Genomic DNA, 15,621 nt, shown 5'->3' on the forward strand with positions numbered 1-15,621 from the left:
GCGAGATACAAACATTCATTATACTAAAATTTTATCGAAAAAGCTATTTTCTTGCTTTTTGATTTTGTAAATATGCTGCATAATATTTAGCAGCCTCTACAGGATCTGTTTTTTCCATTTGCTTTAATTCAAAGATAATTTTCATCTTTTCAAGCTTTTCCTTATGACGTTTTAACGCCTCTAAATGACCTTGTAACACTTCTTCTGTGTATTCTGGATTAATAAATTCATCCGTTGAAATGTTAGTGATAATATTTTTCAACTTTTCATCAGAGAGCCAGCTTAAGAAATTTCCGATTGAAGGTTCATTTCCCTTTTCATAATATGCGTATAGTTCATATAAAATCCCTTTATGTTCTTCTGTATGAAAATCTTCTATATGAGGTTCAATGCGGAAAGCAACTTCTGCACTTTGTAGCATATGGTAAATGAGCTCTCTTTCTGCCCTTTCAAAACCTGAAAATTTCGGTTTCGCCTGAACAATTTGAGTCAGCTTAGAAATTTGCTTCGTTTGTTTTTGCTGTATCTTTTGTTCTTTGCGATATTGGTGCAATTGGCCTAAAAGTGTTTCCATTGAGTAAGCAAATTCTTGTGATAATGATTTTAAATATGACTCCGCTTGCATTGCATCTTGCAATAATGCTAACTCTTTTAAAACACTTTTCACATATTCTTCTTTACCAGACTCATCTTGCAAATTTTTCCCTAAACGCAAGTAATTTATTTTGAATCCAACAAAACTTATACTAGCCTTTACAAGATTTTCAAACGCCGCTGTTCCATATTGTTGCACATATTCATCAGGATCAAGCTTATCTGGCAATGAAGTAACCTTTATTTGACAACCAACTTGTAATAACAATTGGCCTGCTTTCATTGTCGCTTCTCTTCCTGCTTTATCACCATCATAGCAAAGAACAACAGTTTCAACATTACGCCGCAGAAGTTTCGCTTGTTCTTCTGTTAAAGCTGTTCCCATCGTTGCAACTGATTCTTCAACCCCGCTCTTTACAGCAGCTAATACGTCAGCATATCCTTCAAATAGAACAACTTGCCCTCTTTTTCTGATAAACGGCCTTGCTTGATGGAAGTTATACAGCAACTTACTTTTGTAAAAAATAGGTGTTTCTGGGCTGTTTAAATATTTCGGAGTATCATCTCCTAACGCCCTTCCACTAAACGCTGCAACTTTCCCTTGCAGTGTGTGAATTGGAAACATGACCCTTCCACGAAAACGATCATGATGACTGCCATCCCTCTCACTTCTTACAAGAAGACCTGCTTGTTCCATAAGAGACAGCGAAAAACCTCTTTTTTGCAATATTTTCGCTGCATCATCCCAAGCTGGTGATGCATAACCAATTTCAAACTTCTCAATCATCTCTTTTGTAATACCACGTTTTAATAAATACGAAAGAGCTTCATTCCCCTCTTCTGTATTTACCAATAAATGATGATAATACTTTTTCAGAAGTTCATGTGCTTGTAACATGATGGCATTGTCATCAGATATATTTTCTTGTTGCCCTTGCCCTGATGTATACTCTGCAACCGCAACGCCATTTCTTTCTCCAAGCTTTTGCACAGCTTCTATAAAAGAAAGTCCTTCCATTTTCATAAGAAAAGAAAAAACATTTCCACCCTCTCCACATCCGAAACAATGGAAAATTTGCTTGTCGGATGAAACTGAAAACGAGGGAGAATTCTCACCATGAAATGGACAAAGTCCAAAATAATTGCGCCCCTGCTTTCTCAGCTGAACATACTCACCAATCACTTCTACGATATCGGATGATGTCCGAATCTGTTCAACAACTTCTTCGGGAATTCTGTTCCCCATAACTCCATCTCCGTGTCGTATTTTGTATTCGATACAAATTAAAAGATTCCTTTATAATTCGACAATATTTTTTCTAAATTTGTTAGAAAGTACTGTCGATCACGCTTTGTAAATGATTTTGGACCTTTTGTATAAGTCCCTTGTCTGCGTAGCTTCGCAGATACATACCTACTATATAAAATTGTATCCATTTGCTCATCTGTCACAAATGTACCCCGTGGAGATAATACATATACTCCTTTTTTGACAAGAAGACCAGCAAGTCCCATATCCTGTGTGATCACGAGATCCGAAGCTTTGGCATGTTTATAAATATAAAAATCCACCTCATCTTGCTCAGAATCTACATAAATCCAATTCCCTTGCTGTTTTCTCGAACGATGGGCGTAGGATGCGACAAACAAAATTTCGACATGAAATTTTGTTCCCACTCGCACAATTTCATCCTTCACGGGACATGCATCTGCATCAACTAATATCTTACTGATGTTTTGCATATTTCTGTATTCTACATCCCTTCTGTGAATCCTTCCATAATGTGCGTTTTCTTGTTCAGATTTTTGTCGATTTTACGTAAATATATACCTTTTCCGTAAATCCTATCCCTAGTTTATTCTGAAAAATTAAAGTCTAAACGTAAAATGTACGTTTTTATCACAATTTTTTATTATAATATATTTTCTCTAACTTCGCTACATATCCTTTAAAATTTTATTATTCTATTGATAGGCAATAAATTTTCCTATCTAACATGAATACAGAAGAAAAGAATATAGGTTCAATCATTCTAGCGTGAAATAAAAAATACTAAGAATGCATGCCCTTTATTTTGAGCGAAAAAAGCACATTCACCTTTGGTAAATGTGCTAAAACATTCTTTGGTTTTGCACTGCATTCACAATAATATTCGCCGTTTCCTCAATCGCCTTATTAGATACATCAATTACTTGACAGTTTATTCTACTTACTACTTTCTCAAAGTGATCAATTTCTTCTTTAATACGATTGATATTCGCGTATGTTGCTCCATCACTTAACCCAAGTGATTTTAATCGCTCTTTTCGAATATGATTTAACTTATCCGGCGTAATTTTCAAACCAAAACATTTTTCTTTTGCAACTTGATATAATTCTTCAGGCGGATCTACTTCTGGTACAAGAGGTACATTCGCAACCTTCAATCGTTTATTATGAGCTAAATACTGTGAAAGTGGTGTTTTTGATGTACGGGACACTCCAATTAAAACGATATCAGCCTTTAAAATCCCGCGTGCATCTCTACCATCATCATATTTAACAGCAAACTCGATTGCTTCAATCTTTTTAAAATATTCTTCATCTAATCTGCGGACAACACCTGGTTCATACCTTGGAACTTGTCCTGTAATTTCTTCAATTTGATCAATAAGAGGGCCAATAATATCATAGGCCTCTACTCCCTCTTTTGCCGCTTCTGTTAACAAATATTGACGCATGTCAGGTTTTACTAACGTAAAACAAATCAGCGCTTGGTTACTCTTTGCAATTGAAATTACTTCTTTTAATGTCCCCACATCTTCCACATAGGGTACACGTCTAATATCAGGAGCGAATGGAAACTGTCCCATTGCAGCTCGAACAACTAAATCAGCCGTCTCTCCAACAGAATCAGATACGACATATACGATTTTATTATCCATTACATTACCTCACTTTAAACAAATTACATTTAATCATTGTTTACTAAATTTACAAACGCTCGCGTAATATTTGTTTTTGTAATTCTACCAACAACTTCTAATCCTTGTTTTGTGTCTTTTACAACTGGCATCGCATCAATCTGTCTTTCTATTAATTCCATCGCAACATCATATAGAGAGTCCTCCCTACGACACATTGCGATATTTGGCATCCTAGTCATGATAATATTAACCGGAAGTGATGTTAAATCCTGCTTTCCTAAGCTTGCACGTAATAAATCTTTACGAGAAACTACCCCAACTAGAAGCGTTGCTTGCTCTACAATAAACAAAGTACCTACGTCTTCTAAAAACATAGTGCAAATCGCGTCGTATACGGAAATATTTTTATCAACAACTACCGGCCTAGATTGATAATCTTGCACCTTAACTTTCTTAACTGCTTCTGATAATAACTGTCCCCCAGTTTTCCCTGTATAAAAATACCCCACACGCGGACGTGCTTCTAAATAACCTGCCATCGTTAAAATCGCTAAATCAGGTCTTAACGTTGCACGTGTTAAATTTAACTGTGCCGCAATTGATTCCCCTGTAATAGGACCGTGATCTTTTACAATCTGAATGATATGTTCTTGCCGTTTATTCAGTTCTATGATAATCACCACCTTCAATGCAAAACGAAAAAAGTTATACTATCTCTTAAATATTATATACTAAATATGCTTTTCGAAAAAGAAAGTATGTAAAAAGGACCTACATATGGTCCTCGTTATATCCGAAATTTATCAAGTTGCTCCAGAAAACGTCTTGATTTCAAATAGATTCCACAATATTCATCATAATATGTATTTAATACTGTACGCATTTGTCGCTTCGTTCCATCTTTGACAGATACATTGCCAAGGCGAGCTAAATCAAAATGATAAAAGAGACGTAACAATTTATGAACGGCCTCTCCCACTGGAATACGGTACGGATCTTGCTCAGCATGACGCGAGCACAGAAAACCGCCTTCTCGGACAGAGAAGGCGACAAAATCTGTTTCTTGGTGACAAATGGCACATGTATCAAAATATGGATGCATCCCGAGTACAGGGAGCATTTTCGTTTGATAAATTAACGACAATACTTCGGAATCAACACCCTCACACATATAGTGCAACGTTTGATATAGCATTTCAAATAAGTACGGATTATGTTTCTTATCTTCAGTTGCTTTATCAGTCAATTCAACGATAAATGATGCATATGCAGTTAAAAATATATCCTCACGAATTTCTTTCATCGATGAAATTATTTCACCTTGCTGCAAAGTCCCAAGTCCAGACCCCATTTGAATCAGAAAGTGACCATGTGTCATAAGTTGCGAAATAGATGCTAACCTACTTTTCGGTTTTTTCGCCCCTCTTGCCATTGCACTTACCTTTCCAAGTTCACGGGAGAATATCGTAACAATTTTATTCGTTTCTCCGTAATCTGTTGTCCGGATGACAATTCCCTCAACTTTTTGAAACATGTTCGTCACCATCCAAGGTTTGAACAAAACGGGTCAAGAAATTGGAGAATCTAGATGCGCTAGCTCCTCTTCATGTTGATCCATCTCATCGTTTACGTCTTTTTCCATTTCCTTCAAAAGCAAATACGTTTCAATGCTTCCTGTCTTGGAGAAAAACTTCCAGGTAAAATCTAGCATAAGAATCCACCTTTCTCAGTAAGAGTAGCATATAAACCAATTTCTTTTGTTGTTATTAAAATGACCCATTTTGTCCATTTTCATGTGAGAAAAATTTTTCCTAATTTTTATTAATACTCATCTTCACGGAAACCAAGATCACGAAGCTGGGACATTTTATTGCGCCAATCTTTTTGCACTTTTACCCATACTTCTAAGAATACTTTTGAACCGAGAAGCGCTTCAATATCAAAACGAGCCCGCTTCCCAACTTCTTTCAGCATCTTCCCTTGTTTTCCAATAATAATCCCTTTTTGTGAAGGGCGCTCTACAATAATTGTCGCGTTCACATAGACCGCTCCGCCTTCACGCTTTTGAATCGCATCGATAACAACCGCTACCGAATGCGGCACTTCCTCACGTGTTAAATGGAGCACCTTTTCGCGAATCAGTTCTGCAATAATAAACCTCTCCGGATGATCTGTTACTTGGTTGTCCGGATAGTATTGCGGTCCTTCTGGTAAATACTTCTTAATCGCTCCAATTAACGATTCAACATTATTACCTTCTAACGCAGAAATTGGTACAATTTCTGCAAAATCATGTAACTTACGATATTGATCAATTAATTCCAGCAATTTCTCTGGATGAACTTGGTCAATTTTATTGATTACTAGAAATACTGGTTGTTTTGTTTCTTGTAGTTTTTCGATAATAAATTCTTCACCACGCCCAAAACCTTCAGCTGCGTTGACCATAAACAGCACAATGTCAACCTCTTTTAATGTCGTTTGTGCCATTTTCACCATAAAGTCGCCTAGTTTATGCTTCGGCTTATGTATTCCTGGCGTATCAATAAAGATGACTTGTGAATCATTTTCTGTGTATACACCTTGAATTTTATTACGAGTTGTTTGTGGTTTGTCACTCATAATCGCAATTTTTTGACCGATAATACGATTTAAAAATGTAGACTTTCCAACATTCGGTCTTCCGATTATAGAGACAAAACCTGATTTATAACCTTTTCTATTCATGTAAATCCTCCGCTAAAAATGCTCCTGGTAACAATTCCCCGACCGTCGTCTCCTGAATGTCACCATGTAAATTTGATAAGTATACTTTCGTATCCTGTTTACATAATTCTATCATAACTTGACGGCATGCTCCACATGGAGGTACCGGACGGTTCGTATCTGCTACGACCGCTATCGCTACAAATGCTTTATCTCCTTCAGAAATCGCCTTAAATAAAGCTGTTCTTTCTGCACAATTACATAATCCATATGATGCGTTTTCAACATTACATCCTCGGTATACCTTTCCGTCCTCCGTTAATAATGCCGCACCTACTTGAAACTTAGAATATGGTACGTACGCCTGTTTACGCGCTTCGATTGCTTCTTGAATTAATTCTTTGCTGTTCATGCTCTCGCATCCTTTCCGCTTTCAATTGTGAAAAGATAAAATGAAACTTTTATTAATGGTGTTTTGAACGCTACCAAAGCATAACAAAAACTTTGGAATGCAACTATACCATATAAGGTAAAAAGATAATAGCACCAATTATAACAGCGATAACAGTAAATAACAGTACTGATCCAGCAGCAACATCTTTTGCAATTTTAGCAAGTAGTTTAAAATCTTCAGTAGCTAAATCAACCGTTTTTTCAATTGCCGTATTAACCATTTCCAAACTCATTACAATTCCAATTGTAATGAGTAATATGAGCCATTCCGTTATCGTTACATGGAAATAAAAGCCGCAGCATATAACAATAACTGCGGCCCCAAAATGAATTTTCATATTTCTTTCGTGACGAAGACAAAAGTATATGCCAGCTATAGCATATCCGAAACTATTTATAAGCTTTCCTTTTTTCATCGCCCTAATCCAAATACCTCTAAAATTTCCTTTTGCTTTCCAAACATTTCTTTTTCGTCTTCATCTGTCATATGATCATAACCAAGTAAATGTAGGAATCCATGTAACGCTAAAAAACCTAGCTCCCGATCAAAGGAATGTCCATATTCTTCAGCCTGTTCTTTCGTTCTTGGGATAGAAATAATAAGATCCCCTAACATACGTGGCATTTCCGCGCCAACGATCTCCATCTCTCCCTCTCCCATATCCTCCATCGCAAAAGAAATAACGTCTGTCGGTTGATCTTTATCACGATAATCACGATTAATTTCTTGAATACGTTTATTATCAACAAATGTAACAGAAAGCTCTGTTCCATCTTCTACGTTCTCCATTCGTGCGGCTTGCTCTAACAAATCGCGAATCATATTCACATATTCTTCTTTCACTTCTTCTGTTTCATCAAAAAAATCTATTAACAAACTCATTCTTTCACCTTTTCTTCCGGCGGCTCCGGATATTTAATACGAGAATGGAAAATACCGTTTAACGTTTCACACAAAGTTTTTCCAACAATTTGTAATTCTTTAAATGTCAAATTACATTCACTAAATTGGCCATCCTGCAAGCGATCTTTTATAATACTTTGTACTAAATTATTAATTTGTTCTGGTGTTGGATGGTTCATGGAACGCACTGCCGCTTCAACGCTGTCAGCAATCCCAACAATCGCAGATTCTTTTGACGTCGCTTTTGATCCTGGATAACGGAACATTTCTTCTGTATATTTCTCTTTATCTTCTTTAATTGCTTTATAGTAAAAATATTTAAGTAATGTTGTTCCATGATGCTGTCCTGCAATATCAATAATTTCTTGTGGAATATGATGTTCTTCTAACATTTTTACTCCATTTGTCACATGAGCAATGATAATATCTCTGCTCGTTTCAGGATCTAATTTATCATGCGGGTTTTCAATCCCCATTTGGTTTTCTATAAAGAAATGAGGTTGCAGCGTTTTTCCGATATCGTGATAATACGCACCAACACGTGCTAAAACTCCATTTGCTCCAACCGCCTCACAAGCTGCCTCAGAAAGATTAGCAACCATAACGCTATGATGATACGTTCCCGGTGCTTCTAATAAAATCTTACGAAGGAGTGGATGATTCGGGCTTGAAAGCTCCATAAGCTTCATACTTGATACAATACCAAGACCACTCTCTAAATACGGTAAAATACCCATAGCTAAAATAGATGAAATGATACCAGAAGCTGCAGCCATTAATAATTGCGAACTAATTTCAAGCGGTGAGAAATTTCCATTTCGTAAAAGTAATAGCGCAGCTAATACAACTACATTCAAAACGGAAACAAGGATACCAGCTTGCAAGATCATTGTACGTCTGTTTTTCTCTCTCAAAAAGATGCTAACAGATAAAGAACTCAGTAAAACGTAAATACCTACACTATAATTCAGTGTACTCGTTACACCTTCATTAAACAGGATACTCCCACATACAGAGAAGATCATACTTGTTATAAAAACAAAACGATCACCAATCATTAATTTTACCAATATTGTTCCCATCGCGACCGGAACAACATACGCGATTCCTGCATATTCCAACTTTTGAAACAAACTAATAATTTTCATCAAAACAACTGTAATTGCTACAATTGTTGTATACGCTAAAATATACGGTTTTTCTTCTCTTTTCAATTTTAAAAACGATTCAAATTGTTTATGCATAAAGAATACGAGTACACCAATAATGATTGCTAATCCTACAAATGGTTGGAATGTATTCCCTTGTTCGAGAAGTCCAACCAATTTTAACTGATCGTATACTTCTCTTGTAATTGTGTCGCCTTCCTTAACCAGAATTTGTCCTTGTAAAATATACACTGGTGCTACCGCATCCATCGCCATTTGCTTTCGTTCTTTTGTAGCAACTGAATCATAGAAATAATTCGCTTCAATTGCATATTTTCCAAGTACATTAAGTGCTTCTTTCAAATCACTATTTACATTAACATTGCGTATTTCATTAACAAATCGTTCTCTCGCATCATTTTCTTCATTCATTTTAATGTGCGTACTCATAATATTATTAATTGCTGTTACCACAGCATCCCTCGCCAATGACAATTGATCTGGCTCAGCATTTACAAACTGCAACAGTACAGAATCAGATAAACTTTTTGTCAAATCAGCCGGCAATTTCTTTTTAAGCTTTTCTAATCGTTCCGCAGCAGAAATCTTTTTCTGTTCATCAGGACCGGCAGGCTTCGTTTCAGCTTCCACTTCTTTTATCGCATCAAAGACAGAATTTACAATATCCACTTTATTTTGCTTATATTCGCTTCGATATGTATATTGATCTTCAATCTTTTGAGCGGCTTCCCTCTTTTTTCTATCTGTCGTTACTTTATCTTCAATTTTGATAGGAGAGTGGATTGTTTGTTTAGAAATAGATAGCATTTTAACATCTAGTTGTTCTGGTTTCACATTGTTCATAAGTGCAAAAAACAGTACCGCTCCTAATAAAATATAAGAAATCCAGCTTAATTTTTTCGAATGTTGTATGTTACGAAACCACCTAGAAATTTCTTGAGATCTTGACATGATTTCAATACCTTCTCCTCTCCAGACATAAAGTGAAACTTTAATTAATCGAGAACTTTCTTCATCTCCACTAATGATTAATCCTCACCAATCAAGCTTTTTACAAGCAGGCTTTTAAATTGTATTGTACACTCACAAATACATAAATCTACTTGTCCATCCTTTAATGATAGTAAAAAATAAGCTATTCGCCAACCCTTTCCTCTATCTCTATCATACAAAAAGAAATGATCCTTACAAATAGGATCATTCCATTTTATCATATGCCTCGATAATCCGCTGCACAAGGGGATGTCTTACAACATCTGATTGTTCTAATATAACAAATGAAAGACCTGATACTCCTGATAAAATGTTTGCAGCAATTGAAAGACCTGACTTTACTCCCTTTGGTAAGTCAACCTGTGATGGATCGCCAGTAACAACCATTTTTGAGCTAAAGCCTAGGCGAGTTAAAAACATTTTAATTTGAGCACCAGTTGTATTTTGAGCTTCATCCAAAATAACGAATGAATCATCCAACGTACGCCCCCTCATATACGCAAGAGGTGCAATTTCAATCGTTCCTCTGTCTAGCATACGCTGCGTATATTCTTGCCCAAGAATATCATGAAGTGCATCGTATAAAGGACGTAAATAAGGGTCTACCTTTTCTTTTAAATCACCTGGTAAAAAACCTAAGCTTTCCCCTGCTTCTACAGCTGGTCTCGTTAAAATAATCTTTTTTACATACCCTTGCTTTAATGCTCGTACAGCCATTACCACAGCTAAATACGTCTTCCCTGTACCAGCAGGCCCTATTCCAAATACAATATCATTCTTCTTCATCGCATGAATGTACTGTCTTTGCCCCATTGTTTTCATACGGATGGATTTACCTTTTGCTGTTTTAAAAATTTCCTCTTCATATAGCTCTTCAAAATGAGTTATTTTTCCTTGCCGACCAAGCTGAATTGCATATGCAACATCTCGTTCAGAGATTGATACACCTTTACGAATAACAGCAAGTAATTGCTGTAAGATTTTTTCAACAAGCACCACCGCTTCATCTGTTCCAGATACACGGACAGATTCACCTCGCGTTACGATAGATACAGCAAGTTCTCGCTCAATTACTTTCAAATGTGCATCATTCACTCCAAATAGAGCAATTGCTTCATTATGATTTTCCACTTGTTGATTCATTTCTACTAATTGTTCTGCCATTACTCAGTCTCCTTGAATGTCGGATTCAGATATCGGTTGTGGCTCTGCAATATTTTCAATCACTGTATAATGTAATGTCACTCTTAGATGATCTACCTCAACCTCTTTACGCAAAATCTTATCACTTACAATCATAGCATGTTCATCCAATTTTTTCTTTAGTTCTTTTGCAGCCATTTCCTTTGCTACTTGCATCGCTTGTTTTTCTGTATATTCACGGTTCGCTTCTTCCTCTTCACGCACAATTTCCTTCTCATAAGAAATAGGCAATGAAAAACCGAATAGTTTCACATCATGTTTGATATTCTCAGTACGAGGCCGCTTATACTTATCATGCTGAAATCCCCATATTTTTATTTTAACACTTCCAAAACGAAGATAATGCTCATTATATGAATTTCCTGTATACACTTGAAACGTTGTTTTTAAAGGAACTGTCACTTCAGATTCATACCATGTTTCGCCATATACAATTCCTTTAGCAGAAACAATCGTTGGATTATCCTCTTTTCCAAACATTCCTGACACAAGAAGTTGTCCCTTTTGCACATAATCATTTTTCATTACAACTGGTTTTCCAGTTTCCACAAATGTTTTTGTAACTATCGCCTCTTTTTTTGCAACTAAATGTTGTGGCTTTTGCTCTTTCTCCTTCTCCGGCTCATTTTTTTCAACGATTTTAAAATGATATGTTGTTCCCTTTATCTCTAAACCAGCCCACGTAATTGCATTAATATTATCTGTTAAATGACGTTGAACATCCTCTACACTCGGCATTTGAAATTGCAATCTTCCTTTTTTAATGCCCATTTTGTCCAATTCTTTCATAAGAATATATTCTGTTTCCGGTTTCGCCCCTGTAATCTCAATTTTCCAGACCATGTTTGATAAAGCAATCATACCGAAAAAAAAGATAAGAAACCCAATTAGAAAACCACTATTCTTAAGCAATCGCTTATTCCAAAACGGAAAACCGAAACGTCCAATAAAGTATAGCTCGCATTCATTTTTTCGATAAATCGGTCTCAGCCGTTTCACATCACGAAGTAACATAAAAAATACTAATGTATCTTCTGCAATCTTTTTTACATCCCATACAACTAAATTTCTACGCACACATTCATTAATAAAACGCTCCGCTCCTCTACCTTCAATTCGAACCTTCACATATCCAACCCATCGTGTAAACCATTGATTTTTCATCGTCAGCCCCCACTACCTTTCTCAAAAGCACAGGTGTTATGCGACTATTTTCATAGTGCTTTTTTCAACTTTTAACATTCAAATAGCTCGTACGAAGCGAGATAAGAAGAAAAACTTCACTAATGGAAGTTTTATTATGGTGTATCTTTCTTCTCACTTTCTAAAAACATTACTTGTTCAATATTCCCCTCCAACAAAAGTTCTTCTGGAAGAATCGTTTTAATCACAAATGATTGCCCTTTTATTAATAATTGACCATGTTTTAATAACAACCGTACTTCTTTATCTGTAAATACTAATAATCCTCGATGATTTTCTATATAAATATGCACTTGCCCAACAAGAGTAATACGAGGTAGATCCATTAACACATCCACTGGTAGGTCTATTTGCTTCGTTAGCCAATTTTTCATTTGCACTAATTTCTTCATCTCCAAGACCCCCCTCTCATCCCATATGTATGAAAAAAGGGCTTGTAATATCACGTCCAAATAGAAAAAAAGCATAAAAAAACGTCTCATTTCTCATGAGACGCTTTTTTATGCTAATAGCTGTGCAACCAGCTTATTCACTTGTGATCCGTCTGCTTTACCTTTTACTTTCGGCATAACAGCACTCATCACTTTACCCATATCTGCTTTAGAAGCAGCACCAACCTCAGAAATTACTTGCTTAATTACATTCGCTAGCTCTTCTTCTGTTAGTTGTTCAGGTAAATACGTATTTAAAATCTGAATTTCACTTTGCAGTTTATCAACAAGGTCATCACGACCCGCTTTTTTAAATTCAAGGAGGGAGTCCTTACGCTGTTTTACTTCACGAGTTAAAACTGTTAATTCCTCTTCTTCAGTAAGAGTTTGTTGCAGTTTAATTCCTTCATTTTGCAAAGCAGCCTTAACCATACGAATAACGGTTAATTTTTCTTTTTGTTTATTCTTCATCGCTTGTTTCATATCATCGTTTAAACGACCGAGAAGACTCATAACTTACACCCTCTCTTAGAATTTACGCTTTCTTGCCGCTTCAGATTTCTTCTTACGTTTTACACTTGGTTTTTCATAAAACTCGCGCTTTCTTGCTTCAGCAAGTGTACCAGTTTTAGAAACCGATCTTTTAAAACGGCGAAGTGCATCCTCCAAAGACTCGTTTTTACGAACGACTGTTTTTGACATTCTCTTTCCCTCCCTCCGAAACATCACACTTACATACTAACTTCAGCATGCAAAAAGAAACACTTCTTCAGCATGTCTTTTACGATTATAATACATTTTGTCACTTCAGGTCAACTATTTGACAGAATAAAAGAAGAGTATCAGCTTCAATACCCTCCAATTCTGAACGAACAACTTCCACTTTTAAATTAATAATCCGTTGTTGCTGTTTTTCCACTCACTAAAGCTACCCCTGCACTTGTACCGATACGCGTCGCTCCTGCTTCTACCATTCTATCCATATCTTCTCCGTTACGAACACCACCAGAAGCTTTCACACCAATTTCTGGTCCAACTGTTTTTCTCATTAGTGCTACGTCTCCCACTGTTGCTCCACCTGTTGAGAAGCCTGTTGATGTTTTTACAAAATCCACACCTGATTTTACAGATAATTTACAAGCACGAACTTTTTCTTCTTCTGTTAATAGGCACGTTTCAATAATAATTTTCACAAGTGCTTTTCCTTTTGCAGCTCCTACAACCGCACGAACATCACGCTCTACTAATTCATCATTTTTATCTTTTAATGCACCAATGTTAATTACCATATCAACTTCCGTTGCACCTTTTGCAATTGCATCTTTTGTTTCAAACGCTTTTGTTTCTGGTGTATTCGCCCCAAGCGGGAAGCCGATTACTGTACAAACTTTTACATCTGTACCTTTTAATAATTCAGCTGCAGTCTCAACCCAAGTAGGGTTTACACATACAGACGCAAAGTTATGCTTTTTTGCTTCTTCACATAACGTAACAATCGCTTCTTTTTTTGTATCCGGTTTTAATAATGTGTGGTCAATTAATTTTGCATAGTTCATTTTTCATATGCCCCTTTCTTCACTACACGGTCGTCTGACAACCATAACGGTTAGCATTATAGCATGAAATATTACATCTTCATATCTTAACTTCTCCAGCAAAGAAAAAAGCATGCAAACCCTTTTTCGTTTGCATGCTTTCCTATTACGCGCTTGCTGATTCTTTTTTCACATCATCTTCAAGAACACGAACAAATTGCGCTTCGTTATATGGATAACCAGCTTTTGTAATCTTCACTTTTACTAGTTTACCGATTAATTCTTCAGATCCTTCAAACACAACTTTTAAGTAATTATCTGTATAACCTACATATAATCCTTCGCGATCGCCATCTTTGAAAGGCTCTTCTGGAATAATTTCAAGAACTTCCCCTTCAAATTGAGAAGCATACTCTTTCGCCAATTGATTTGATAATTCAATTAGGCGGTGCACACGATCATTTTTGACTTCCTCAGGAATTTGGTCATCCATACGAGCCGCAGGTGTTCCTGTACGTTTCGAATAAGGGAACACGTGTAATTCAGAGAAACGGTTTTCTTTAATGAAATTATATGTTTCCATAAACTCCTCTTCCGTTTCACCAGGGAAACCAACAATTACATCAGATGTAATCGCAAGGCCTGGTAACGCTTCTTTTAAACGATCTAAACGCTCTTGGAAAAACTCCATTGTATACTTACGGCGCATACGTTTTAGTACAGTGTTAGAACCTGATTGCAGCGGAATGTGCAAGTGACGCACAACTACTTCAGATTTATCTAGCACTTCAATTACTTCATCTGAAATTTGACTCGCTTCGATTGAAGAGATACGAAGGCGTTTTAAACCAGTTACCTCTGCTTCCATATCGCGAAGTAATCCAGCTAAGTTATAATCCTTCATGTCTTCACCGTATCCACCTGTATGAATACCAGTTAATACGATTTCTTTATACCCTGCATCAACTAATTGCTGCGCCTGATGAATAACTTCTTTTCCATCACGAGAACGCATTAAACCACGTGCCCAAGGAATGATACAGAACGTACAAAAGTTATTACAACCTTCTTGTATTTTTAAAGATGCACGTGTACGATCAGTGAAATACGGTACATCAAGCTCTTCATATACACGTGTTTTCATAATGTTGCGGACGGCATTGATTGGCTGACGTTCTTTACGGAACTCTTCAATATACCCTAGCATTTTTTCACGATCTTGTGTACCAACTACGATATCTACACCTGGAATCGCCATGATTTCCGCTGGAGATGTTTGTGCGTAACATCCTGTTACACAAATAACAGCGTCCGGATTTTGACGTACCGCACGTCGAATAACTTGACGGCTTTTTTTGTCTCCAGTATTTGTTACTGTACATGTATTGATTACATATACATCAGCTTTCTTTTCATACTCAGTTCTTTCATAACCACCCTGTTTAAATAATTGCCAAATTGCTTCTGTTTCATAGTGGTTTACTTTACAACCTAACGTGTGAAACGCAACAGTTGCCATTAAT

The 15,621-nt window shown here is 36.4% G+C and carries 18 protein-coding genes; all 18 read right to left on the bottom strand.

Going from position 1 to position 15,621, the window contains the following annotated elements; translation table 11 throughout:
- Positions 1–43 precede the first annotated feature (43 nt).
- The 18 genes from dnaG to mtaB all read right to left on the bottom strand — a co-directional run bounded on the left by dnaG (position 44) and on the right by mtaB (position 15,617).
- Positions 44–1,840, bottom strand: coding sequence for a DNA primase (dnaG, locus tag BLV40_RS03880; RefSeq protein WP_026589898.1), 1,797 nt, complete (start codon positions 1,838–1,840; stop codon positions 44–46).
- A 38-nt stretch (positions 1,841–1,878) separates the two neighbouring features.
- Positions 1,879–2,337, bottom strand: coding sequence for a YaiI/YqxD family protein (locus BLV40_RS03885; protein WP_026589897.1), 459 nt, complete (start codon positions 2,335–2,337; stop codon positions 1,879–1,881).
- A 369-nt stretch (positions 2,338–2,706) separates the two neighbouring features.
- The gene (locus tag BLV40_RS03890; RefSeq protein WP_026589896.1) at positions 2,707–3,519 is read right to left on the bottom strand and encodes a pyruvate, water dikinase regulatory protein; all 813 of its coding nucleotides are present in this window, start codon (positions 3,517–3,519) and stop codon (positions 2,707–2,709) included.
- A 29-nt stretch (positions 3,520–3,548) separates the two neighbouring features.
- Positions 3,549–4,181, bottom strand: a complete 633-nt coding sequence (locus BLV40_RS03895; RefSeq protein WP_026589895.1) for a transcriptional regulator CcpN — start codon at positions 4,179–4,181, stop codon at positions 3,549–3,551.
- A 107-nt stretch (positions 4,182–4,288) separates the two neighbouring features.
- Positions 4,289–5,035, bottom strand: coding sequence for a DNA repair protein RecO (recO, locus tag BLV40_RS03900; RefSeq protein WP_026589894.1), 747 nt, complete (start codon positions 5,033–5,035; stop codon positions 4,289–4,291).
- A gap of 33 nt (positions 5,036–5,068) precedes the next feature.
- Positions 5,069–5,212 (bottom strand): YqzL family protein, encoded by a 144-nt coding sequence (locus BLV40_RS03905; protein ID WP_000883924.1) that lies wholly within the window; start codon positions 5,210–5,212, stop codon positions 5,069–5,071.
- Between the two features lie 110 nt (positions 5,213–5,322).
- Complete coding sequence (gene era / locus BLV40_RS03910) at positions 5,323–6,228, bottom strand: GTPase Era (RefSeq protein WP_090687520.1); 906 nt, start codon at positions 6,226–6,228, stop codon at positions 5,323–5,325.
- Positions 6,221–6,619 (bottom strand): cytidine deaminase, encoded by a 399-nt coding sequence (locus tag BLV40_RS03915; RefSeq protein WP_001085019.1) that lies wholly within the window; start codon positions 6,617–6,619, stop codon positions 6,221–6,223. Before BLV40_RS03915 ends, era begins: the two co-directional genes overlap by 8 nt.
- A 103-nt stretch (positions 6,620–6,722) precedes the next feature.
- The gene (locus tag BLV40_RS03920) at positions 6,723–7,076 is read right to left on the bottom strand and encodes a diacylglycerol kinase family protein (RefSeq protein WP_090687523.1); all 354 of its coding nucleotides are present in this window, start codon (positions 7,074–7,076) and stop codon (positions 6,723–6,725) included.
- A complete protein-coding gene (gene ybeY / locus BLV40_RS03925) occupies positions 7,073–7,543 on the bottom strand; it encodes an rRNA maturation RNase YbeY (protein ID WP_026589891.1) in 471 nt (156 codons plus the stop codon). The genes BLV40_RS03920 and ybeY overlap by 4 nt, the downstream gene beginning before the upstream one ends.
- Positions 7,540–9,684 (bottom strand): HD family phosphohydrolase, encoded by a 2,145-nt coding sequence (locus BLV40_RS03930; RefSeq protein ID WP_026589890.1) that lies wholly within the window; start codon positions 9,682–9,684, stop codon positions 7,540–7,542. The genes ybeY and BLV40_RS03930 overlap by 4 nt, the downstream gene beginning before the upstream one ends.
- A 246-nt stretch (positions 9,685–9,930) precedes the next feature.
- Positions 9,931–10,890 (bottom strand): PhoH family protein, encoded by a 960-nt coding sequence (locus tag BLV40_RS03940; RefSeq protein ID WP_090687525.1) that lies wholly within the window; start codon positions 10,888–10,890, stop codon positions 9,931–9,933.
- Between the two features lie 3 nt (positions 10,891–10,893).
- Positions 10,894–12,093: a sporulation protein YqfD gene (gene yqfD, locus BLV40_RS03945; protein ID WP_026589888.1), complete on the bottom strand. Its 1,200-nt coding sequence runs from the start codon at positions 12,091–12,093 to the stop codon at positions 10,894–10,896.
- A 134-nt stretch (positions 12,094–12,227) separates the two neighbouring features.
- The gene (gene yqfC / locus BLV40_RS03950; RefSeq protein WP_026589887.1) at positions 12,228–12,524 is read right to left on the bottom strand and encodes a sporulation protein YqfC; all 297 of its coding nucleotides are present in this window, start codon (positions 12,522–12,524) and stop codon (positions 12,228–12,230) included.
- Positions 12,525–12,632: 108 nt separating this feature from the next.
- Positions 12,633–13,076, bottom strand: a complete 444-nt coding sequence (locus BLV40_RS03955) for a GatB/YqeY domain-containing protein (protein ID WP_026589886.1) — start codon at positions 13,074–13,076, stop codon at positions 12,633–12,635.
- Positions 13,077–13,091: 15 nt separating this feature from the next.
- Complete coding sequence (gene rpsU, locus BLV40_RS03960; RefSeq protein WP_000048061.1) at positions 13,092–13,265, bottom strand: 30S ribosomal protein S21; 174 nt, start codon at positions 13,263–13,265, stop codon at positions 13,092–13,094.
- 188 nt (positions 13,266–13,453) lie between these two features.
- Complete coding sequence (gene deoC / locus BLV40_RS03965; protein ID WP_090687528.1) at positions 13,454–14,119, bottom strand: deoxyribose-phosphate aldolase; 666 nt, start codon at positions 14,117–14,119, stop codon at positions 13,454–13,456.
- 145 nt (positions 14,120–14,264) lie between these two features.
- Positions 14,265–15,617 (bottom strand): tRNA (N(6)-L-threonylcarbamoyladenosine(37)-C(2))-methylthiotransferase MtaB, encoded by a 1,353-nt coding sequence (mtaB, locus tag BLV40_RS03970; RefSeq protein ID WP_026589884.1) that lies wholly within the window; start codon positions 15,615–15,617, stop codon positions 14,265–14,267.
- Positions 15,618–15,621 lie beyond the last annotated feature (4 nt).

Origin of the sequence: Bacillus sp. 166amftsu, assembly GCF_900107445.1 — a bacterium.
Lineage (GTDB): Bacteria > Bacillota > Bacilli > Bacillales > Bacillaceae_G > Bacillus_A > Bacillus_A arachidis.

What these genes read in the sequence shown, in the direction of transcription:
- dnaG (WP_026589898.1), bottom strand. Translation starts at nt 1,840, where the DNA reads ATGGGGAACAGAATTCCCGAAGAAGTTGTTGAACAGATTCGGACATCA.
- BLV40_RS03885 (WP_026589897.1), bottom strand. Translation starts at nt 2,337, where the DNA reads ATGCAAAACATCAGTAAGATATTAGTTGATGCAGATGCATGTCCCGTG.
- BLV40_RS03890 (WP_026589896.1), bottom strand. Translation starts at nt 3,519, where the DNA reads ATGGATAATAAAATCGTATATGTCGTATCTGATTCTGTTGGAGAGACG.
- recO (WP_026589894.1), bottom strand. Translation starts at nt 5,035, where the DNA reads ATGTTTCAAAAAGTTGAGGGAATTGTCATCCGGACAACAGATTACGGA.
- BLV40_RS03905 (WP_000883924.1), bottom strand. Translation starts at nt 5,212, where the DNA reads ATGCTAGATTTTACCTGGAAGTTTTTCTCCAAGACAGGAAGCATTGAA.
- era (WP_090687520.1), bottom strand. Translation starts at nt 6,228, where the DNA reads ATGAATAGAAAAGGTTATAAATCAGGTTTTGTCTCTATAATCGGAAGA.
- BLV40_RS03915 (WP_001085019.1), bottom strand. Translation starts at nt 6,619, where the DNA reads ATGAACAGCAAAGAATTAATTCAAGAAGCAATCGAAGCGCGTAAACAG.
- BLV40_RS03920 (WP_090687523.1), bottom strand. Translation starts at nt 7,076, where the DNA reads ATGAAAAAAGGAAAGCTTATAAATAGTTTCGGATATGCTATAGCTGGC.
- ybeY (WP_026589891.1), bottom strand. Translation starts at nt 7,543, where the DNA reads ATGAGTTTGTTAATAGATTTTTTTGATGAAACAGAAGAAGTGAAAGAA.
- BLV40_RS03930 (WP_026589890.1), bottom strand. Translation starts at nt 9,684, where the DNA reads ATGTCAAGATCTCAAGAAATTTCTAGGTGGTTTCGTAACATACAACAT.
- BLV40_RS03940 (WP_090687525.1), bottom strand. Translation starts at nt 10,890, where the DNA reads ATGGCAGAACAATTAGTAGAAATGAATCAACAAGTGGAAAATCATAAT.
- yqfD (WP_026589888.1), bottom strand. Translation starts at nt 12,093, where the DNA reads ATGAAAAATCAATGGTTTACACGATGGGTTGGATATGTGAAGGTTCGA.
- yqfC (WP_026589887.1), bottom strand. Translation starts at nt 12,524, where the DNA reads ATGAAGAAATTAGTGCAAATGAAAAATTGGCTAACGAAGCAAATAGAC.
- BLV40_RS03955 (WP_026589886.1), bottom strand. Translation starts at nt 13,076, where the DNA reads ATGAGTCTTCTCGGTCGTTTAAACGATGATATGAAACAAGCGATGAAG.
- rpsU (WP_000048061.1), bottom strand. Translation starts at nt 13,265, where the DNA reads ATGTCAAAAACAGTCGTTCGTAAAAACGAGTCTTTGGAGGATGCACTT.
- deoC (WP_090687528.1), bottom strand. Translation starts at nt 14,119, where the DNA reads ATGAACTATGCAAAATTAATTGACCACACATTATTAAAACCGGATACA.
- mtaB (WP_026589884.1), bottom strand. Translation starts at nt 15,617, where the DNA reads ATGGCAACTGTTGCGTTTCACACGTTAGGTTGTAAAGTAAACCACTAT.